Source organism: Novosphingobium gossypii, assembly GCF_050433305.1.
In the GTDB taxonomy this organism is placed as follows: domain Bacteria; phylum Pseudomonadota; class Alphaproteobacteria; order Sphingomonadales; family Sphingomonadaceae; genus Novosphingobium; species Novosphingobium gossypii.
In genome coordinates this window covers 64,746-85,307 of record NZ_JBNPXM010000014.1, presented here as the reverse complement: position 1 = coordinate 85,307, position 20,562 = coordinate 64,746, and the positions used below count along the sequence as shown (strand labels likewise).

Below are 20,562 nucleotides of genomic sequence, written 5' to 3'. Positions count from 1 at the left end.
TCATGTTCACCGGAATCGTCACCGCCGTCGGCACCATTCGCGAAGCCCGTCAGACCGGCGACCTGCGCGCGGTCATCGCCTGCCCCTTCGACCCGGCAGGCATGGCCATCGGCGCCTCCATCGCCTGTTCGGGCGTTTGCCTGACCGTGGTGGACAAGGGCGGCATCGCCGGGGACGCGTGGTTCGCGGTAGATATCTCAGCCGAATCGATCTCGCGCACGGTGCCGGGGCGGTGGGAGGAAGGGCGCATGCTCAACCTCGAAGCGGCCCTCAGGCTGGGCGACGAACTGGGCGGCCACATCGTCACCGGCCATGTCGATGGCGTGGGCACCGTGGTCGGCATCGAACCCGTCGGCGATTCCCGCCGCTTCACCATCGCCGCGCCCCGCGAACTGGCGCCTTACCTTGCACCCAAGGGATCGATCACCGTCGACGGCGTCTCGCTGACGGTGAACGAAGTTGCGGACGAACCGGACGGCACCTGCCACTTCACCCTCAACATCATCCCGCATACCGCCGAAGTGACCACCATCGGCACCTTGCGCGAAGGTGATGCGATCAACCTGGAGATCGACGTGCTCGCCCGCTACCTCCAGCGCATGCAGTCCCTGCGCGGCTGAGCCACATCCCCCGCCCGAATGCGCCATTGCGAGCGACGCGGCGGGAGGGCATCATCAACATACCGGCATCGTCCTGTCACATCTGCCAGCCATAAGGGGAGGCACCATGAAGGTTTCCGTTCTGTCCGCCATCGGCCTTGCGGCCCTGCTCACGCTGGCCGGGTGCCTGGAAACGATGCCGCATCCGGACCGGCCGGGCCGTCCCCGGCCTCCCCGGCCCGAAAAGCCAATGGCCTGCACCCGCGAATACATGCCGGTCTGCGCCGTACGTGGACGCGAGCGCCAGACATTCGGCAACGCCTGCATGGCGAAGGCTGAGGGCTTCCGCGTCGTCAGCCCCCGCGCATGCGAACGGTGATCAGCGGCGGCTGAGCGGTCCTGTCGCAAAGCTTTCGGGCGTGATTTCGTAGAATACGTGTTCGACCATTGCGCCGCCGCGCTCGTGCAGGCGACTGCGGCCTTCGATCAGGCGCCCCCCGATGTTGGCCATCGCACGGCGCGATACGACATTGTCGATGCCGATCTGGAAGATCACCCGGTCCACGAAAGCCAGCGCATGGGCGAGCATCAGCCGCTTGGCCTGCGCGTTCCAGCCGCTGCCCCAATAGCTGCGGGCAAGGAAGGTCCAGCCGATCTCGATCTCTCCGGGCCCTTCCGCACCGGGGACGCCGTAACGACTGGAGCCGATGATCGTGCCGGTCGTCTTGTCTGTCATGACCAGCGCACCGCCGCTTTCCAGCGCATCATCGAAGAAGGCGCGGAAAACCGGTTCACGCCACCGGTCGTGGGCCGGGTGAAGCGCCCATATCTTCGGGTCGGAAGCGACAGCGAACAACGCCGTCCAGTCGTCCGCCCGCAGCGGACGGAGGGTCAGCCGATCCCCGTCGAGGATCGGCTGACGATCCATGTCAGGCGGTCACCGTGGCGACGGCGGCAACGAACTTGTCGATGTTGCCTTCGGTCAGCCCAGCCACGTTGATGCGGCCCGAAGCGGCGAAGTAGATGCCGTGATCGGCGCGCATGGCCTTCACCTGATCGGGGGTGAAAGGAATGATCGAGAACAGGCCGTTCTGCGATCCCACCGGCGTCAGATCCACGCCGCCGACCTTGCCTGCGGCTTCCAGCGTCGAGCGCACCTTGCGCATGCGCTCCCGCATCTCGTCGAGTTCGGCCAGCCACTGCGCGGTCAGCGCCTCATCCTCAAGGACGATGCGAACCGCTGCGGCGCCGTGGTCTGGCGGCTGCGACCAGTTTGCACGGGCCAGACCGTGGCCGTTCGACATGACCTTGGCAAGATCCGCCGGATCGGAAACCATCGCGTACAGCGCGCCAACGCGGTCACGATACAGGCCGAAGTTCTTGTCGCACGAATAGCAGATCAGCGCTTCGGGCACCGCGGCCAGCACCTGGCGCAGGCCATAGGCGTCCTCTTCCATGCCATGGCCCAGCCCCTGGTACGCAAGGTCGAGGACCGGCAGGATCGAGGAAGCGCTCAGCAGCCCGGCGATCTCATCCCATTCGGCATTCGTGTAATCGATGCCGGTGGGGTTGTGGCAGCAGCCGTGCAGCAGGATGGCATCGCCCGCTTCGGCGGCAGCTATGGCACCGCGCAGCGCATCCATGTCGGCGCCGGTCGCGGTCGCGTGATTGAATTCAAGAACGTCAAGGCCAAGATCGGCGCAGATCTGGTTGTGGTTCGGCCAGCTGGGCTTGCCGACGATGATGCGCTTGTAGCCGGCGCGCTTCACCATCGCCAGCGCCAGGCGCAGCGAACCCGTGCCGCCGGGGGTCTGCATGCCTTCGATGCGACCGTCCATGGTCGGATTGGACTTGCCGAAAATGTAGGGCATCAGCTTTTCGACGAAGCCCATGTCACCCTCGGGGCCAAGGTAGGCCTTGGTGTCCTGACCGGCGACCAGTTTCTGCTCCGCGGCCTTGATCGCGGCAAAGACCGGCGTGGCGCCATCGGCAGTCTTGTAGACGCCGACGCCAAGGTCGATCTTGTCAGCGCGCGGGTCGCTGTTGTGGAGCTTGATCAGCGCAAGAAGCGCGTCGGCGGGCTGTTGCTTGAGTTCGTTGAGCATGGCGGGCGGCCCATAACCTCGCCAGCTTCATGACGCAACCGTCCAGTTCAACCGTCGCGTCATGAAGCAATATCGTTACGTCAGAAGGGCAGCCAACGCTGCTTTTCGGAAAACTTCATGTAGCCGATGTTGGCGCCCAGCCGCAGCCCCGCGCCCGCGCGCACGGGAATCAGCACCGTGTTGCCGCGTCGAAGATAACTGACGGTGAACCCGCCGACGAGGTAGGCCTGCCCTTCACCCGCTCCGAAGCGGTGGAACAGTTCCTGGCTGTCGTAGAGGTTGTAGACCAGCACGAAGGCGTTGCCGGCATTGGCGCCTGCATCGAATCCGATCGACGGCCCAGTCCAGTAGACCGGCCGCTCGCCCTCAACCTTGTGATGCAGGGTGCCGGAACCATAACGCAGCCCCACGGCGATCGCGCCGCCCGCCTCGCGGCCCACGATATAGGCGTTGGGCTGCCCCTGCTTGGCGAGAAGATCCTTGATGATGTCTGCAAGACCCTTGGCGCCCTTGCCGAACACGCCTTCGGCGGCACCGATCAAATCGTCCTCACGGTATGTACCCGAAGCATCCTGCGTCGTCATCGGCGCATTGCCTGGCGAGGCGGGGTAGCTGGATGCCGGCGGCGGTGAAGCGGGGACTTCCCCGCCGTTCCAGTCGGTGGCCGGAGGTGCATCCACCGGCGTGCCGTTGCCGGGGTTCGTGGCAACAGGATTCGCCGGATAGCGAGCGCCCTGATTGAGGTCGGCGTCGATGGCGGCATCCGGATCGACCGTCGTGACCTGCGCGAACGCAGGAGCGACAGGTGTGGCCAGCGCCAGCAGCGCCGTTGCCGAACCGATCGTGAGGCGCATCTTTCCGGCTGTCCCAGTGTGCGTCCGACGTTGCATATGTTGACCCTTCATGGCGTGCGTACCTCAGCAGTGTAGGCGACCAGAGCCGCCCCTTCCATGTCCCCCGCGCCAAAGCACGGCCAAAACCGATAAGCGTCCACAAGAATCCACCCGGCATGACCTCGCAATGAACGGGCGACAGCATGAGTCCGTTTTGCGGCAGGTCGAGTCGAAAATGCGTCGAATCCGGTATGTTGAACAAATGCACATTCTTGTGCGTCACCCCCTTGCCCACCCGGAATCCCCCCGCTATAGGCACCGCTCTAAGCCGCATCCGGAGACGTGGGTGAGTGGCTGAAACCAGCGGTTTGCTAAACCGTCGTGCCCTTAAGGGGGCACCCCGGGTTCGAATCCCGGCGTCTCCGCCACCGGCTCATCCAGCCACATTCGCGACCATCCGATAAGGCTCTGAGAAATCAAGTCTTTCGGATGATTCGCGTCCACCCGCATCTGCCCCTGTTCGCCTGCAACCGATTGGTCGTGTGGGAAAAAATGTGGGAAGATTTGTGGCATGGGTAAGCTGTCCGCCTCAGCCGTAAGGAACGCCACCAAGCCTGGCCGCTTGGGTGATGGTGATGGACTATTTCTCATCATTCAACCCACCGGAGCCAAAAGCTGGGTGTGCCGTGTTCAGAAGGCCGGCAATCGACGAGACTTCGGTCTCGGAAGCGCCGCGAAAGTAACCCTTGCCCAGGCCCGCGATCGTGCCCGTGAGATTCGCAGCTGGGTAGAGCTCGGTCTTGATCCCATCTTCGAGCGGCGGAAGGCAGAAGGCATTCCGACCTTTAAGGAAGCCACCGCCAAGGTTCTCGCTGCCCAACGCAAAACGTGGCGTAATGAAAAGCACGAAGGCCAATGGCTGCGCACGCTCGAGACATATGTGTTTCCGAAGCTGGGCAACGTCCAGGTGTCAGAGATCACGGGCCCGATGATCCGGAACGTTCTGGCCGAGATCTGGCTATCGAAGCCAGAAACCGCGCGGCGTGTGCGTCAACGGATCGGGGCTGTGCTCGACTGGGCATTCGCATCGGGCTTCCGGGAAACCGAGGCACCGATGCGGGCTGTGACGAAGGGGCTTCCGAAGCAACCCAAGAACGACGGCCATTTCGCGGCGATGCCATATAATAAGGTGCCGGCATTCATCACCAGTCTCCGCGCACGGGAATCATTCAGCCGCATGGCGCTCGAGTTTGCGATCCTGACTGCCGCCCGCTCCGGCGAAGTCCGAGGAGCACGCTGGGAGGAATTCGATCTGCAAAACCGTCTCTGGACGATTCCCAAGGAACGAATGAAGGCAAACCGTGAACACATCGTCCCTCTCACTGCGGCCGCAATTCGAATTGTTGAAAGGGCCTCTATCCTCCGGTTGGGCGAATGCCCCCTTGTTTTCCCCGGAGCAAAGCGGAACAGTCCCTTGTCCGACATGACGCTAACAAAGCTCCTACGTGAGATGAAGGAACCATATACGGCCCATGGCTTCCGCTCGGCATTTCGGGATTGGGTGAGCGAAGAAACTGAACACTTGCGGGAGGTTGCAGAAGCGGCGCTTGCCCATGCCGTCAAGGACAAAACTGAAGCAGCTTATCGACGAGGAAATCTGCTAGAGAAGCGCCGAAAGTTGATGGAAGATTGGGCGCAATTTTGCAAATAGCTGAATGAGATTGGTTCTGCCGGCATACGGCAGCCCCTGCCCCACCCTGTTTAGCGCCGTCCCATTTTAGCCATTTAGAGCTAGAATTCCGCTCCTGACGTGCAGCCCTTCCGCTCTGCCGGCAGCTCGCGACCAACTTACGCCGTAGCCAAGACGGTGCATGATCGTCCGCTTAGGACAGAACCTGCCAACCGCCGTGGCACGGGACGTGCAGTATACCCTCGCCGATCTTCACCTGACGTCCAAAGGCCTTGACCCTGTAGTTGCTACAGGCCCTATGAGGCTCCCCGTGATCGCAATCTGGATCGAACAGGGGCTAGCATTGAAGTCTGTTTCTCGAAAGCACCGGCGGCTGAACCGCGCCCTTCTCTGGCTTCTCCTTGGAACTGCCTGGCCCGCCTCGGCCTATGGTCAAACCGATGATCACGCCGAAGAGGAAGAAGAACCCGAGATCGTAGTGCAGGCGACCCGTTCAAGGCGCCGCGTACAGGATGAACCCATCCGTGTGGACGTGGTGAATCGGGAAGAGATCGAAGAAAAAGTCCTCATGCGGCCGGGCAACATCGCTATGCTGGTCAGCGAAACGCCGGGAGTCAGGGTCCAGACCACTTCGCCTGCGCTGGGCGCGGCCAATGTGCGCATCCAAGGGCTGAAGGGCAGATACACGCAGATTCTCGCCGATGGCCTCCCGCTCTACGGCGGGCAGACGCCGTCCATTGGCCTGCTCCAGATCCCGCCAACTGATCTGGGTCAGGTGGAGATCGTCAAAGGCGCGGCCTCTGCCCTTTACGGTCCTTCGGCCCTTGGCGGCGTCATTAACCTGGTGTCCCGTCGTCCGACGAGCGAACCGCAGGGCGAACTGCTGCTGAATGCGACAAGCCGGAACGGTCAGGATGTCGCCGGCTACGTCGCTTCCCCGATCAGCGAGACGCTTAGTGCGTCGGTTACGGCGGGCTATGACCGGCAGAGTCGCCAGGACCTCAACGATGATGGCTGGGCAGACATGCCCGGCTTTGAGCGCTTCACCGTTCGACCCCGGTTCTTCTGGGATGGTGCTGACGGATTAAAGGCCTTGTTGACCTTCGGCGCCATGGCCGAGCAACGTGACGGCGGCACAATTCCAGGTGCGACTGCGCCGGATAGGCGACCTTTCGTTCAGGCGCAGCGCAGCCGCCGCTATGATCTGGGCCTGACGGCCGAGACGCCGCTGGACGGCATCGGCACACTTCATCTGCGCGCTTCCGGTGTTACCCAGTCTCATCGCCACCGCTTTGGTGACCTCATTGAGAATGACCGCCACAGGACTGGTCTGGCCGAGGCGTCGATTGGCGGCGAGGTTGGCAGGACCACATGGCTGGCGGGCGCTGCCATTCAGGCGGACGATTACCGCTCCAGAGCGTATTCCGCCTTTGATTATAGCTACACCGTGCCCTCGCTCTTCATTCAAGGGGAGCAGAAGCTGGCTGACAGCCTGACGCTTGCGGGGAGCGCGCGATGGGATGGTCACAGCGACTATGGTTCGCGTGTCAGTCCGCGTCTGTCGGCGCTCTACAAGCCCGGCCCCTGGACAATCCGCGCGTCGCTCGGGCGCGGCTTTTATGCCCCAACGCCATTTGTCGAAGAGATTGAGGCGAACGGCCTTTCACGCCTTATGCCCTATGCCAAGCTGAAGGCTGAGGTGGCGGACAGCGCGTCCATAGACTTCGGTTATGCAGATGGACCGATCGAGGCCAATGTAAGCCTGTTCGCTTCCAACATCGACAATGCGGTTCAGCTGCGGGAGGTGGACGCTAGTCATGTGACACTCATTAACGCCGCCGGCCTGACGAAGACGCGCGGTGCAGAGGTGCTGTTGCGATACCGCTGGGAAGCCGTGACGCTCACTGGCAGTTATGTTCATGTCGATGCGAGAGAGCCATACCCGGATGGGCCGGGTCGCCGGACGGTCCCGCTGACTCCTCGCGACAGTGCCGGGCTGGTTGCCATGTGGGAAAGACATGGGCGGGGCCGGATCGGGATCGAAGCCTATTATACCGGCCGTCAGTCGCTGGACGACAATCCCTATCGGACCCGGAGTCGCCCATACGTCCAGCTCGGCGCGATGGGCGAACTCGTACTTGGCAAAGTCAGTCTGTTCGTCAACGCGGAGAATCTGCTGAATGTCCGGCAGACCAAATATGACCCGCTACTCCTGCGCAGCCGCGCGCCGACAGGTGCCTGGACGGTCGATGCATGGGCGCCGACCGATGGCTTCGTTCTCAATGGCGGGGTGCGGTTCCGGTTTGGCGGGGAATAGGACGAGCATGGTCGATGCCCTTCAATTCCCCCCAAGCCTGTCGGACTATTTGCCAACCGCCCGATATGCCAAGACCAGCCAGCACCGCAGCGACGGCGATGTCCGGCCAGGCGGTTCCAGTGCCGAAGACGCCCAGCGCGGCCGCGACCACAGCAATGTTGCCGATCGCATCGTTGCGAGAGCATATCCAGACCGACCGGCGATTGGCATCGCCCTCCCGATGCCGCCACAGGATCACCGCACAGATCAGGTTGGCGACGAGTGCGAGGACGCCGATGATGCCCATGGTTTCGGCCGTCGGCAACGTCCCGCGCGCCGCCATCCACACAGTGCTGGCGATGACCCAGATGCCCAGCAGCAGAAGCGACACGCCCTTGGCTAGCGCAGCGCGGGCACGCCAGCGCAGCGCAAGCCCGGCCACGCCGAGGTTGATGGCGTAGTTGGCCGCATCGCCCAAAAAATCGAGCGCGTCGGCCTTAAGTGATGCTGATCCCGCGGCGACGCCCGCGACAATCTCGACACCGAACATGCCGGCGTTAATGAAAAGCGCAATCCACAGCGCTCGCCGCCAGACGCGATCGTCGGTCTTTGCGTCATTGCCGTGTGATCCGCCGCAGCAACCGCCGGCCATATGCCATCTCCTCATTCCGTCGATGACCGGCTACATAAGGCCTGTAGCAACTACAGGGTCAAGAGCATGGCGATGACGATCGGTGAAATGGGCAAGGCCACGCATACGAAGATCGAGACCATCCGCTACTATGAGCGGATCGGCCTGCTTCCGAAGCCTGCGCGCACGTCAAGCAACTACCGGAATTACGGGCAAGCCGAGCTTGGGCGCCTGTCTTTCATCCGGCGGTCGCGAGATCTGGGCTTTTCTCTCGATCAGGTCCGCGCGCTTCTCGGCCTGTCCGACGATCGCAGTTGCGACTGCGCCGGGATCGATCGGATCGCCAATCAGCACCTTAGGGAGGTGGATCGCAAAATCGCGGATCTCCAGGCATTACGACGGGAATTGAAAGCCGTGATCGACTCTTGCGATGGTGGGACTGTCGCGGAATGCCGCATCATCGAGGCGTTGGGGCCGGTTGTATCGCGATAGTAGAGCGTCATCTCCGGGATTGAGAATTACCGACCAATCCATCGGGTAATTCCGATGCTTCTTGACTGCGCAAATCCCATCGGATAGATCCGATGGATGGAAATCATTGCTTCCCTCGAAATTTTAGGTGCGCTGGCGCATCCCACCCGTCTGGATGCCTTCCGCCTCCTTGTTCGCCACGAGCCTGATGGGTTGTCGACTGGACAACTTGTTGAGGCTTCAGGGCAGAGCCAAAGCACATTCTCGACGCATTTGGCTGTGCTTGCGAAAGCTGGACTGGTCCTTTCGGAAAAGCGCGGTCGCCAGCAAATCCAGCGGGCGAACATCAGCGCGTTAAAAAGCCTGATGCTCTTCCTGGCGAAGGATTGCTGTCAGGGCCACCCCGAACTTTGCGAGCCGCTCGTTGCTGAACTCACCTGCTGCTGAAGGATTTATCGTGGCAACCGACATCATCATCTATCACAACCCGGAATGCGGCACCTCGCGCAACACGCTGGCGATGATCTGCAACGCGGGCATCGAACCCCATGTTATCGAATATCTGAAAACCCCGCCTTCGCGCGCCTTGCTGGTCGAGCTGATCGGCCGCGCCGGGATCGGCCCGCGCGCACTGCTGCGCGAGAAGGGAACGCCCTATGCAGAGCTAGGCTTGGCAGACACCGCATTGTCGGATGACGCGCTGGTCGATGCGATGATGGCGCACCCGATCCTCATCAACCGGCCACTTGTCGTCTCGCCGCTGGGCGTGAAGCTGTGTCGTCCTTCCGAAGCTGTGCTTGATTTGTTGCCCACTGGCCAACTCGGCACATTCACGAAGGAAGATGGCGAACAGGTGGTGGACGCCTCGGGCCAGCGCATCGCCTGATGCTACTTGCCGTCCTGATCTTCGTCGTCACCATCACCCTCGTCATTTGGCAACCCAAGGGGCTCGGCATTGGGTGGAGCGCGCTGGGCGGCGCGGCGGTGGCGCTGCTTCTGGGCGTTGTTTCGCTATCCGACGTTCCGGTGGTGTGGGGCATCGTCTGGAACGCGACGGCCGCATTCGTTGCGATCATCATCATCAGCCTGCTTCTCGATGAGGCTGGTTTTTTCGAGTGGGCAGCGCTGCATGTCGCGCGATGGGGCAAGGGCAATGGTCGTCGCCTGTTCGCGATGGTCGTACTGCTGGGCGCGGCGGTCTCGTCCCTTTTTGCCAATGACGGCGCGGCGCTGATCCTGACGCCGATCGTCATCGCCATGCTGCGGGCGCTGGGATATGGCGACAAGGCCACGCTCGCCTTCGTCATGGCCGCCGGGTTCATCGCCGATACGGCAAGCCTGCCTTTGGTCGTATCGAACCTCGTCAACATCGTGTCGGCCGACTTCTTTGGCCTAGGCTTCGGCGAATATGCGAGCGTCATGGTGCCGGTCGATCTGGCCGCGATCGCCGCGACGTTGGGCGCGCTGATGCTGTTTTTCCGGCGCGACATTCCGGCGACCTACGACGTGGCTGCTCTGCGCGCCCCGCGTGAAGCGGTCCGCGACGCCGCGACCTTCCGCGCCGGATGGATCGTTCTGGCGCTGCTGCTGCTCGGCTTCTTCCTGCTCGAACCAATGGGCGTGCCCGTCAGCGCCGTGGCCGCTGCCGGCGCAATCCTGCTGCTCGCGATTGCAGGCAAAGGGCACGTGATCCAGACCCGCAAAGTCATGCGCGAAGCGCCATGGCAGGTCGTGATCTTCTCGCTGGGCATGTATCTGGTCGTCTACGGCCTGCGAAATGCCGGGCTGACCGACCACCTCGCCGCATTGCTCGATAAGACCGCCCAGGGCGGCGTGTGGGGCGCGGCGCTGGGAACCGGCATGATCGCGGCGGCCCTGTCGTCGGTAATGAACAACATGCCGACAGTACTGGTGGGGGCGCTGTCGATCGATGCCGCTCACGCCACCGGCGCGGTGAAGGAAGCCATGATCTACGCCAATGTGATCGGCTGCGACCTCGGACCCAAGCTCACGCCCATAGGTTCGCTTGCGACCCTGCTGTGGCTGCACGTTCTCGGCCAGAAGGGGATCAGGATCGGGTGGGGCTATTATTTCCGGGTGGGCGTCACACTCACCGTTCCCATCCTGCTCATCACCCTCGCGGCTCTCGCCTTGCGTATTGGATTTGCCTGAATGCCTCTTCGTAATCTCCATGACCCCGACAGCCTGCCAGCGCTGGATCCCGCCTATATTCACCAGCGGCCAGCAACGGGGCTAGGCGCGCTCGACCCTGCGCCGCGCATCCTGCTGCTCTATGGCAGCCTGCGCGAGCGGTCTTTCTCCCGTTTTGCCGTTGAGGAAGCCGCGCGCCTTCTGCGTCTGTTCGGCGCGGACACTAAGATCTTCGATCCCTCGACGCTGCCGCTGCCGGATCAAGTAGTGGGAGACGATCATCCTGCTGTCCATGAGCTGCGCGAACTTTCGATGTGGTCCGAAGGTCAGGTATGGTGCAGCCCGGAACGGCACGGGCAGATTACCGGCATCATGAAGGCGCAGATCGACCATCTACCGCTGGAGATGAAAGGGATGCGGCCGACGCAGGGACGCACGCTCGCGGTCATGCAGGTGTCCGGAGGGTCGCAGTCGTTCAACGCGGTCAACACGCTGCGCCTTCTTGGCCGCTGGATGCGGATGTTCACCATCCCCAACCAGTCGTCCGTGGCAATGGCCTACAAGGAGTTCGATGAAGCGGGCCGCATGAAGGCGTCGAGCTATTACGACCGGATCGTGGACGTGATGGAAGAGCTGGTGCGCTTCACTGTCCTGATGCGCCCGCACACGCAGCAGCTTGTCGATCGCTATTCGGAGCGCAAGCACCATGGCGTGCTCGTCGATCCAGCAACTGACCTTTCAGCCATCGCTGTTTCAGGTCAGTCCAGCAGGAACTGACGGGTTTCGGCGAGAGCAGTCGTTCCTTGCAGGTGCTGGGAACGACTGGAAAGTCCCAGGCCAAGGCGTTGCGCGCGCAGCGAAACCGACCCCTTGTCGCCATTCAGACGCAAAGTTCGTGTGCCCAAGTGCGGACGTTCCGGTTGCTAATGCCCCGGCCAGGTCATTCCGACTCTCGGCACCTTGCTAAATCCCGTCCACGAAGCACATCCAACACTTAGAATTAAGTACTCATTTTTGTACTAGGAAAGAGTGGTGCTGTTGCGGCTATAGACGCGTCAGTTATTGGGGCCAGTCGCCTGCTAACTGCCGTATCGCCTGCGCGGCCGCATCAACGTCCTCAATCGAATTGAACAGTGCCGGAGTGATCCGGACACAGGCCCCCTTTCCTACGCCGTTGCGGCTCACGGTGAAGATGGCATGTCTATCCAGCAGCGCAGCGGCCAGCTTGGTGTTGCCATCATCGCTGGTGACATCACGCAAGCGGAATGAGGTTATCGCGCCGTGCAGTTCCGGATCGTCCGGCGTCAGAATTTCCACACGGTCGATGTGCCGCACTTGCGATACCCAGCGGTTGCGCAGCGCACGCAGACGGTCCATTCGGTGCTTGTTGCCGATGCTCTGGTGAAACGCCAGCGCGGCAGGCGCGGTGAGGATTGCAGCGAAATCGCTGGTGCCCGTGTGCACACGGCTCCAGATTCCATGATCGACGCCCTCGGCAGGGTCCAGGTCGATCCGGTCAAGGGCCGACTTCCGGATATGAATGGCGCCCATCCCAAGGGGAGCACCCAGCCACTTGTGGCAGTTCACACCCACGAAATCACAGTCCAGCGAGGCGATGTCGGCATCGCACTGATACCAGCTATGGGCTGCGTCAACGATGACATCAATGCCGCGTGCCCGCGCCATGGCTGCAATCTCACGTACCGGAATGACCAGACCCGTGCGGTGGCTCAGCCGGGTGAGCAGAACCAGTTTCAGGCGCGGGTTCTCCCGGAAAGTCCGTTCATAAGCTTCGATGAGATTATCGCGCGTTGCAGGTTCGGGCAACGCGATGCGAACGACTTGCGCACCCTGCTGCCGAGCAAGGCTGTCCATACAAGCCTGCATCGAATCGTAATCGAGGTCGGCGTAAAGAACGCTGTCGCCCTTCCCCACCCGATTGTAGCCAAGGATCAGGGCCTTCAGTGCTTCCGTGGCGTTACGGGTGAACGCCAACTCTTCCGCTGGAACGCCCATCGCCTGCGCCAGTTGATCTCGCACTGCCTTGGCATCGCGGCCATAGCCACGCCGGGTATAATAGCTGGTATCCCGGTTCACTCGCGCAAGGTTCTCGCGATAGACTTCGAGGACGGCGCGCGGCATCATCCCCCAGTTGCCGTTCTCCAGTTGAATAACGTCTCGCGTGACATCGTATTGAGAGGCGACTTGTCGCCAATATGCTTCGTCGTTCGTAAACGGATCAAGCGGGGCGGCCTGTGCTTCGGCCCGAGACGCCAGCGGCAATGCCGCCAAGGCCCCGGCCAGCATCGTGCGGCGATCCAGACCGCCCTGCTCCATCAGAACGTCACTCCAAGGCGGGCATAGTACTGGCCACCGTCCGTGTCGTAAGGTGCGTTGCGCGAGTAGATCAGACCGCGCACTGCCTGGTTTGTCGCCTCATCAGGGTAGCTGTTGAAAATGTTCTCGGCGCCGACACGCACAGTGAGATGCTCATTGATGGTGTAGGCCACCGACAGATCGAACAGCACCATTGACCCGAAGTCCTGGAAGATTTCGCCCGTGGCATTGCCCGAAACGTCCGTCCAGCTGCCATAGTAACGCGCGCGACCAAGCAGGGAAACCGGTCCCAGATCATACCCCAGCGTTGCAGTGGCGTTGTGCTTGGGCAGACGATCCTCGAATACGCGGCGTTGCGTGGCGTTGCTTACCGCAGCAGAGGTGCCCGAAAGCACCTTTGTCACGTTGTAGTTGTAAGCGAGGCTGGCGTTGACGCGACCGGCACCAAGGGGCGCAGCATAGCCCAGCACCGCGTCTATGCCGCGCGTGCGCGTATCGAAGTCGTTGGTGAAATAGCTGACCGAGGTGAAGCCTTCCGGGTTGGGATAACCGGCAGGCACAGTAAACGTGCTGGACTGGCTGAAGCGATCCGTCAGTTTGATCTGGTAAGCATCAAGGCTTCCGGTCAGACCGAATGGCGTGCGGAAGGTAAGGCCAGCGGTAACCGTCTTGGACTTTTCAGGTGTCAGCGCCTTGGCACCAAGCAATACGGAAAGCGGATCGGACGGCGACAAGCGACCGGACGTGTAGATCGTTTGCGTTGTGGTATCGAGGCCTTGAACGGTCGAGCGGGTGTTCAGCTGTCCGGGCGTCGGTGCTCGGAACCCGGTCGAATATGTAGCACGCAGGCCCAGGCCTTCGGTCGGATCGACGCGCGCGGACAGCTTGTAGTTGAAGGTGTCGCCGAACGCCGAGAAATCCTCGTAGCGGCCCGCCGCGCCGAGGGTCAGCATATTGACCGGCTTCCATTCAAGGTCGACGTAACCTGCGTAGCTGGTCTGGTTCCACGCACCGGCACGGTCGGGCCCATAGCCGGGGAAGCCATTTGAGCCGCCCGCAAGGCCGGTGCGTGCGCCCGGACCGATCAGGTAGGACGCTTCGTCGCCAGCGCCGACTTCGTAAGTTTCGCGACGACGCTCGGCACCGAACGCCACATTGACGGGTTCTTCGGACCCTACGTCTAGCCGGTAGACGAAATCGGCATTGAAGTTGAGCTCGCGCTGCTCAAGCTTGCCGATGTAGAAGCTGGTCGGGCTGAGCGGCCCCATCGAGGCGTTCAGGCTTTCCTTCATGCCATATTCGATAGTGCTGCGGCCCCACGATGCGCTGAGATCGTAGCTGAGGGCGTCGCTGATGTCGCCCTCGAGGCCGCCCACCGTCTGCAGATCGCTATATTGCGTTGTCAGCCGCGGCGTGAAACCGGTGGGATAGAGGGTCGAGAACGAAAAGCCCGGAAATACGCTGCTGGCACCATAGACGCTGGCGGTGGCAGCAGGGTTGCGCCAGTTGAAGTCGGTCTGTCCATCACCCGACTGCGCGGTGAGGAAACCGTAAAGCCGCATGGCATCGCTGAAGGCGTACTTCGCATCGATCGCGCCGCGCAGACGGGTTTCATCAGGCTGGCCCCAGCGCTGTACCGGGTTCGGCACGTCGAGCTGCGGATTGGCGTTCTGAAATTCGATCGCGTCGGGACGCTGCCGGGTACGCGAAGTGGCTTCGGACTTGTCGTAGTCGCCGGTGAAGACGATGCTGCCGCGATCGCCAAGCGCGATGCCACCGCGCATACCGACCTGATACTGGTTGCCGTCGCCTTCATAATACTGCGAGAACTGCGAGTAAGCGCTCATGCCCGGCTCATCCTCAAGGATGATGTTGATCACCCCGGCAATTGCGTCCGAACCGTATTGGGCAGCTGCGCCGTCGCGCAGCACTTCGATCCGCTTGATGGCGAGCGAGGGGATGCTGGCAAGGTCTGCGGCCTGTGCACCGCGCGTCCCAAGGAGGGCAGAGCGGTGGTAGCGCTTGCCGTTCACCAGCACGAGCGTCTGGTCGGGCGAAAGGCCGCGCAGGGTGGCGGGGCGAACGAAGGCCTGACCATCGGCTGCAGGCAGGCGCTGCACGTTGAACGAGGGCAAGAGTTGCGCCAGGGTATCGTTGACGTCGCCGGAGACGCTGGAGCGGATAGTGGTCGCCCCCAGCACGTCGACGGGAGCAAGCGTATCGAATTGCGTGCGCGAACGCTCGCGAGTTCCGGTGACGATGATGCCTTCGTCGCCAGCATAGGCCGACGATCCGCTGTCTACCTCGCTCGCACTCTGCGCCAGCGCCGGAACGGACGCGAGAGACAGCGCGAGCAAGCTCGCACCGGTGAGAATTTTCATGAATGACCCTGTTCTGCGACCACCGGGCTGCGTCCGGCGCGGCTCCGTTAGGTTTTAGAAATGACGAACCAATGACAGGATTGGATTTGGCAGGGCAGTCATTCCTGTTCTTCGGAGGACACGAAGACCACTTTTGTCAACGATAGAACGCCGTCGCACAGTCGCACGTAGAGTGTCGCAAAATTGCAAGATCGTAAAAAAAGTTCCAGGTCTCAGTCGATTGGAGCTCCGACCCTAGCCGGTCGTTCAGCAGCCAATTCCGCGCTCCCGGGTGCGGACCGGCAGCTTCCCCATTCTGGATGCCCCGGACTGGCCGGAAGGCGACTGTCCGGATCAGAGCCGGGTATCAGGGAACGCCGACTTTCGCGCGGGGCGGCTGCCGACCAACGTACGCCGCTCGTCGTGAGGTGCGGAGACGTCCGGGCGCCGTGTCATTACCGTCATTGCCGACGTATCCAGGCCCCGGGACGTGACGGACATGGTTTCGCAGGTTGCCCATGATCTGGGCGAACTGAACGTGATGGTCGCCAACGCCGGCATCGCGCGGGTGAAACCGCTGCTTGAGATCGACGCCGACGAATGGGATCTTGTCGTGGCCATTAATCTGCGCGGGGCACTGCTTTGCTATCAGTCCGCCGCGCGTCAGATGATAGCCCAAGGTAAGGGTGGCAAGATCATCGGGGCAGCGTCGATAGCTGCATTCCGGCCAACGCCATTACTTGGGCACTACTCCGTATCCAAATGGGGTCTGCGTGGGTTGACCCAGGCGGCCGCCATGGAGAGGGCACAACACAAGATCACAGTTAACGCGTATTGTCCCGGTACGGTTGGCACCGGGATGTGGGATCTAATCGACGAGCGTATGGCGCAAGCGGGCGGCCTCGAACGTGGCGAAGCACTCAAAAAGCATTCCGAGGGTATTCTGTTAGGGCGTACTTCCGAACCGGAGGATGTCGCAAAGCTGGTGTCGTTTCTCGCGTCACCGGACAGTGACTACATGACCGGACAATCGGTGTTGATTGACGGGGGTATTCAATTCACCTGAACCCGCCGAGCTGCTTATTTGGTGCAATGCGAAGCGTTGGAAAACCGTGAGTTCTTTGTCCTGGGATTCAGGCTCAGAACTTCTTGCTGCACCGCGCGCAATGTCCCGCGCGATGTCAAAGAGCAGAGATACGCAGGTCGTGATTGGTTTCGTCAAGGGCTCCGCATAACATGCGACCGTCGTGAGTAGCAGGAGAGTGTTTGGTCATCGCATACCTCGTGCATGAATCAGGTTCACGCCGCCTGACATAATTGCGTTTGTTCGACGTTTCACCCTCTTCCACATGTCCAATCACTCAATCATGTGTTGGAGAGGTTCTATGCTGTTAGCCGATAAAGTGTGCATCGTAACTGGCGCGGCGTCAGCGCGAGGCATCGGACGAGCGACTGCGCGGCGGTTTGCTGAGGAGGGCGCAAAGGTCGCGATCCTCGATCTCGATCTGGGCGCCGCTCAGGCTGCTGCTGCAGATCTAGGCCACGGCCATTTGGGCTTGAGCGCTAACGTCGCTGACGAAGCAGCCGTAGCGACAGCTATCGAAGCCATCGTTGCTCAGTTCGGACGCATTGACGTACTGGTCAACAATGCTGGCATCACGCAGCCGGTCAAAACCCTGGAGATTGGTCGCGCAGACTATGACCGCATTCTGGATGTGAACCTGCGCGGAACTTTGATCTGCTCGCAGGCTGTCATTCCTCACATGGTCGCAGCTGGCGGTGGCAGCATCATTTGTCTTTCATCGGTGTCGGCACAGCGCGGTGGTGGGATTTTCGGTGGTCCGCATTACAGCGCGGCCAAGGCTGGCGTCTTGGGTCTTGGCAAGGCCATGGCCCGCGAATTCGGCGGCAAGCAGGTACGTGTGAACTCCATCACACCAGGCCTAATCTCCACAGATATCACTGCAGGCAAACTCAGTGACGCTCAGGAGCAATCCATCATCGATGGCATTCCTCTCGCGCGCCTTGGTGTAGCAAACGATGTTGCGAATGCTGCGGTATTCCTCGCGAGCGATCTATCCAGCTACCTGACCGGTATCACCCTCGATGTTAATGGCGGGATGCTGATCCACTAAGCTGAGGGTTGCTGGTCGTCCGTTTTTGCGAGTTCGGCCAGCAACCATTTCTTGAATGCAGAAACTGCTGGTCTTTCCTCATTCCGGTGAGGAAAGACCAGGTAGTGCTGTGCATCAATTGGATGTCGAGCCTCATCGCCAAACAGTTCGACAAGTCTGCCGCTGCGTAGTTCACGCTCGGCCAGGCGGGTCGAGTCGAGGCATATGCCCAGACCATCGGCAGCCGCTGTGATTGCCATGAAGCTGCGATCGAAACGCATTCCGGCGCCTGTCGGCGCGGTCACACCGTTCGCTGCGAGCCAATCTTCCCAAGTGATCGTCTTGAGCGAACTGCGGATCAGCGTGTGACCGGCAAGATCGCCTGGACCGGAAATTCGTTCCGCCAAGGCTGGCGCGCACATTGGCACGATGCGTTCATGCCCCAACGGTATTGCCGAAAGGCCACTAAAATCCCGATCACCATAAACGATATCGGCATCGAAATCGTCGTTTGAAAACCGGGTGTAATCGGTATCGGCGGCGATCTGGACTGCCATGTCGGGATGGGTGTTAAGGAACGCCTGCAGCCGCGGTGTAAGCCATTGTCCCGCGAAGCTGGGGGACGCATGAAGCCTTAGCACTTCAGCATGACGGCTCTGCACTGACAGTAGTCCTGCCCGCAGAAGACCAAAGGCTTGCTCAACTGGCTTATGCAAGACCTTTCCGTCCAGTGTCAGCGCAAGCTTCCGGCCTTCGCGGTCGAACAGTTTTGCGCCAATTTCCCGTTCGAGCTTCGCGATCCCGTGGCTGACAGCACTTGGCGAGAGATTAAGTTCGGCAGCAGCCAGCTTGAACGAATTATGGCGGGCTGCAGCCTCGAAGATTTTCAGAGGCCCGACAAGAAGATGCATTATGGATGAACCTGATTCATGTAGGGTGTAAGAATTCCGTTTGATGAAACTCTATCTCTCGAATTTAAGCAGAGCGCAAGACATGCACTTTTCGGCATGCAGGTGAGAGGAGTTTGAAGATGGGTGCCCCCGCAACCGCCAATATGCCGCTGCGCGATCTTGAAGAACGCGCATACCATATCCGCAAGCATGCGTTGCGCATGGGCGCGGTGCAGGGTCAGGGCTACATCGGTCAGGCGCTTGGCGTCGCTGACGTATTGGCGGTTTCATACTTCCGTGCTCTCGATTACCGTCGCAATGAGCCGGAATGGGAAGGCCGCGATCGCTTCCTTCTGTCCATCGGTCACTATGCAATCGCGCTTTACGCGGCCCTTATCGAAGCTGGCATCGTTCCATTGGAAGAGCGCGAAACATACGGCTCTGACGAAAGCCGGCTGCCGATGTCTGGAATGGCATCTTACACGCCCGGTATGGAAATTTCAGGCGGTTCGCTTGGTCAGGGCCTCGGCATCGCTGTCGGCATGGCACTAGGTCTGAAGCGCAAGAACTCCGATCGCTTCGTCTACAATCTGCTGTCGGATGGCGAACTGGGCGAGGGTTCAACGTGGGAGGCTGCGATGTCAGCGCCTCACTGGAAGCTTGATAACCTCATCGCGATTGTTGATCACAACAATCAGCAGGCCGACGGTCCTTCCTCGCAAGTGCTCGATCACCCGGAGCTGGTAGCGAAGTTCGAAGCCTTCGGCTGGCACGTACAGCGGGTGGATGGGAATGACGTTTCCGCTCTTGTTGCCGCGTTCGATGCTGCTCGCGAACTGCGTGAGCCCAAGCCCCGTATCATCATTTGCGATACGCTGATGGGCAAGCGGGTACCTTTCCTCGAGACGCGCGAAAAGACGCACTTCATCCGGGTGGATGAAGACGAATGGGACAAGGCCATCGCCGCAGTCGATGCTGATTGGGCTGGACGCGGCGGCACCATCAACACCGCAATTTAAATTACCGGGAGAGAGTTGAAACCATGAACGCTCCAGTTCGTCTCAAGACGTCGGCAATGATCGCGTCGATAGCCGCTGAAGGCCAGCGCACTATCGCAGCGCCGTTCGGCAATGCCCTGGCCAAGGCGGCCGAAACCCGCGACCGCATCGTCGGCATGACCGCTGACCTCGGCAAATACACCGATCTGCACATTTTTCAGCAGGCGCATCCCGATCGCTTCTATCAAATGGGTATGGCCGAGCAGCTTCTGCTGATGTCGGCCGCCGGCATGGCGCGTGAAGGCTTCCAGCCCTGGGTCACGACTTACGCAGTCTTCGCGGCCCGTCGCGCGTACGATTTCCTGTGTTTGGCGATTGCCGAAGAGGATCTCGACGTGAAGGTATGCTGCGCGTTGCCCGGGCTCACAACGGGCTATGGCCCATCGCACCAGGCAACCGAAGACATCGCGATCTTCCGCGGAATGCCCAACCTTACCATTATCGATCCGTGTGACGCGGTTGAAATCGAGCAGGCCACGACCGCGCTCGCAGATCATCGTGGCCCCGTCTACATGCGCCTGCTTCGCGGCAAGGTACCGGCACTGCTCGACGAGTACGGCTACCAGTTCGAACTGGGTAAGGCCAAGATCATCCGCGACGGGGCTGACGTTCTTGTCATATCGTCGGGTCTGATGACCATGAGGGCCTTGGAAACAGCCAATGCCCTGGCTGACCACAAGATCGATGTGGGCGTCCTTCACGTGCCGACGATCAAACCGCTGGATGAAGCCACAATCCTGGCTGCGGTCGGCGCAAAGCCCGGTCGCCTTGTGGTTGTTGCAGAGAACCACTCGGTCATTGGCGGGCTTGGCGAAGCTGTCGCTACCGCAATGATGCGTGCGGGCGTCTATGCTCCCTTCAAGCAAGTGGCGCTGCCCGATGCGTTCCTGGATGCAGGCGCTCTGCCAACCCTTCACGACCGCTACGGTATTTCTACCAAGGCTATGTGCGACAGCATCAAAATCTGGCTGTCGCAGTGATATCAATATTCACGGACCTGGAATTCCAGGCCTGACGATTTCGGAGA

19 protein-coding genes, 1 tRNA gene and 1 pseudogene are annotated in these 20,562 nt (G+C 61.0%); 14 read left to right on the top strand and 7 right to left on the bottom strand.

What is annotated here, in order from left to right; all coding sequences use genetic code 11:
- Nucleotides 1-2: 2 nt before the first annotated feature.
- Nucleotides 3-620 carry a riboflavin synthase gene (locus tag GGR40_RS19585; RefSeq protein ID WP_429277929.1) on the top strand — a complete coding sequence of 206 codons (618 nt, stop codon included), beginning with the start codon at nucleotides 3-5 and terminating at the stop codon, nucleotides 618-620.
- 106 nt (nucleotides 621-726) lie between these two features.
- Nucleotides 727-978: a hypothetical protein gene (locus tag GGR40_RS19580; RefSeq protein ID WP_429277928.1), complete on the top strand. Its 252-nt coding sequence runs from the start codon at nucleotides 727-729 to the stop codon at nucleotides 976-978.
- Here GGR40_RS19580 and GGR40_RS19575 read toward each other — a convergent pair whose 3' ends face one another.
- The 3 genes from GGR40_RS19575 to GGR40_RS19565 form a co-directional block, all read right to left on the bottom strand.
- Nucleotides 979-1,527, bottom strand: a complete 549-nt coding sequence (locus GGR40_RS19575) for a GNAT family N-acetyltransferase (RefSeq protein ID WP_429277927.1) — start codon at nucleotides 1,525-1,527, stop codon at nucleotides 979-981. It abuts the gene before it with no gap.
- A gap of 1 nt (nucleotide 1,528) precedes the next feature.
- Nucleotides 1,529-2,704 carry an amino acid aminotransferase gene (locus tag GGR40_RS19570; RefSeq protein WP_429277926.1) on the bottom strand — a complete coding sequence of 392 codons (1,176 nt, stop codon included), beginning with the start codon at nucleotides 2,702-2,704 and terminating at the stop codon, nucleotides 1,529-1,531.
- Between the two features lie 80 nt (nucleotides 2,705-2,784).
- Entirely contained in the window at nucleotides 2,785-3,558 is a 774-nt protein-coding gene (locus GGR40_RS19565) for a DUF1134 domain-containing protein (protein ID WP_429277925.1), read from the bottom strand.
- 315 nt (nucleotides 3,559-3,873) lie between these two features.
- On the opposite strand from GGR40_RS19565, the gene GGR40_RS19560 reads away from it, so the two are divergent.
- From GGR40_RS19560 to GGR40_RS19550, 3 genes are all read left to right on the top strand, one after another.
- Nucleotides 3,874-3,965: transfer RNA gene (locus tag GGR40_RS19560), tRNA-Ser, on the top strand.
- A gap of 143 nt (nucleotides 3,966-4,108) precedes the next feature.
- Nucleotides 4,109-5,248: a tyrosine-type recombinase/integrase gene (locus GGR40_RS19555; protein WP_429277924.1), complete on the top strand. Its 1,140-nt coding sequence runs from the start codon at nucleotides 4,109-4,111 to the stop codon at nucleotides 5,246-5,248.
- A gap of 289 nt (nucleotides 5,249-5,537) precedes the next feature.
- Nucleotides 5,538-7,544 (top strand): TonB-dependent receptor plug domain-containing protein, encoded by a 2,007-nt coding sequence (locus GGR40_RS19550; RefSeq protein ID WP_429277923.1) that lies wholly within the window; start codon nucleotides 5,538-5,540, stop codon nucleotides 7,542-7,544.
- Here GGR40_RS19550 and GGR40_RS19545 read toward each other — a convergent pair.
- Nucleotides 7,507-8,175 (bottom strand): cation transporter, encoded by a 669-nt coding sequence (locus tag GGR40_RS19545; RefSeq protein ID WP_429277922.1) that lies wholly within the window; start codon nucleotides 8,173-8,175, stop codon nucleotides 7,507-7,509. The genes GGR40_RS19550 and GGR40_RS19545 overlap by 38 nt on opposite strands.
- A gap of 66 nt (nucleotides 8,176-8,241) precedes the next feature.
- Here GGR40_RS19545 and GGR40_RS19540 point away from each other — a divergent pair, with 66 nt between their 5' ends.
- The 5 genes from GGR40_RS19540 (at nucleotide 8,242) to arsH (ending at nucleotide 11,553) form a co-directional block, all read left to right on the top strand.
- The gene (locus GGR40_RS19540) at nucleotides 8,242-8,646 is read left to right on the top strand and encodes a MerR family transcriptional regulator (RefSeq protein WP_429277921.1); all 405 of its coding nucleotides are present in this window, start codon (nucleotides 8,242-8,244) and stop codon (nucleotides 8,644-8,646) included.
- Nucleotides 8,647-8,742: 96 nt separating this feature from the next.
- Complete coding sequence (locus tag GGR40_RS19535; RefSeq protein ID WP_429277920.1) at nucleotides 8,743-9,072, top strand: ArsR/SmtB family transcription factor; 330 nt, start codon at nucleotides 8,743-8,745, stop codon at nucleotides 9,070-9,072.
- Nucleotides 9,073-9,082: 10 nt separating this feature from the next.
- Complete coding sequence (arsC, locus tag GGR40_RS19530; RefSeq protein ID WP_429277919.1) at nucleotides 9,083-9,511, top strand: arsenate reductase (glutaredoxin); 429 nt, start codon at nucleotides 9,083-9,085, stop codon at nucleotides 9,509-9,511.
- Entirely contained in the window at nucleotides 9,511-10,797 is a 1,287-nt protein-coding gene (locus GGR40_RS19525) for an arsenic transporter (RefSeq protein WP_429277918.1), read from the top strand. Before arsC ends, GGR40_RS19525 begins: the two co-directional genes overlap by 1 nt.
- Complete coding sequence (gene arsH, locus GGR40_RS19520) at nucleotides 10,798-11,553, top strand: arsenical resistance protein ArsH (RefSeq protein WP_429277917.1); 756 nt, start codon at nucleotides 10,798-10,800, stop codon at nucleotides 11,551-11,553.
- Between the two features lie 282 nt (nucleotides 11,554-11,835).
- Here arsH and GGR40_RS19515 read toward each other — a convergent pair whose 3' ends face one another.
- Both GGR40_RS19515 and GGR40_RS19510 read right to left on the bottom strand, forming a co-directional pair.
- A complete protein-coding gene (locus tag GGR40_RS19515; protein WP_429277916.1) occupies nucleotides 11,836-13,083 on the bottom strand; it encodes an aminotransferase class V-fold PLP-dependent enzyme in 1,248 nt (415 codons plus the stop codon).
- 29 nt (nucleotides 13,084-13,112) lie between these two features.
- Entirely contained in the window at nucleotides 13,113-15,494 is a 2,382-nt protein-coding gene (locus GGR40_RS19510; RefSeq protein WP_429277915.1) for a TonB-dependent receptor plug domain-containing protein, read from the bottom strand.
- Nucleotides 15,495-15,921: 427 nt separating this feature from the next.
- On the opposite strand from GGR40_RS19510, the pseudogene GGR40_RS19505 reads away from it, so the two are divergent.
- Together GGR40_RS19505 and GGR40_RS19500 are read left to right on the top strand one after the other, a co-directional pair.
- Nucleotides 15,922-16,539 (top strand): annotated as a pseudogene (locus tag GGR40_RS19505) (SDR family oxidoreductase); the annotation flags it as partial.
- A gap of 319 nt (nucleotides 16,540-16,858) precedes the next feature.
- Nucleotides 16,859-17,608 (top strand): SDR family NAD(P)-dependent oxidoreductase, encoded by a 750-nt coding sequence (locus tag GGR40_RS19500; RefSeq protein WP_429277914.1) that lies wholly within the window; start codon nucleotides 16,859-16,861, stop codon nucleotides 17,606-17,608.
- Here GGR40_RS19500 and GGR40_RS19495 read toward each other — a convergent pair.
- On the bottom strand, nucleotides 17,605-18,498 hold the full coding sequence (locus GGR40_RS19495; RefSeq protein ID WP_429277913.1) for a LysR substrate-binding domain-containing protein: 894 nt from the start codon (nucleotides 18,496-18,498) through the stop codon (nucleotides 17,605-17,607). The two genes, GGR40_RS19500 and GGR40_RS19495, sit on opposite strands and share 4 nt — an antisense overlap.
- A 119-nt stretch (nucleotides 18,499-18,617) precedes the next feature.
- Between GGR40_RS19495 and GGR40_RS19490 the strand changes: the two genes are divergently transcribed.
- Nucleotides 18,618-19,496 carry a transketolase gene (locus GGR40_RS19490; protein WP_429277912.1) on the top strand — a complete coding sequence of 293 codons (879 nt, stop codon included), beginning with the start codon at nucleotides 18,618-18,620 and terminating at the stop codon, nucleotides 19,494-19,496.
- Nucleotides 19,497-19,519: 23 nt separating this feature from the next.
- Nucleotides 19,520-20,515 carry a transketolase family protein gene (locus GGR40_RS19485; RefSeq protein WP_429277911.1) on the top strand — a complete coding sequence of 332 codons (996 nt, stop codon included), beginning with the start codon at nucleotides 19,520-19,522 and terminating at the stop codon, nucleotides 20,513-20,515.
- Nucleotides 20,516-20,562: the final 47 nt, after the last annotated feature.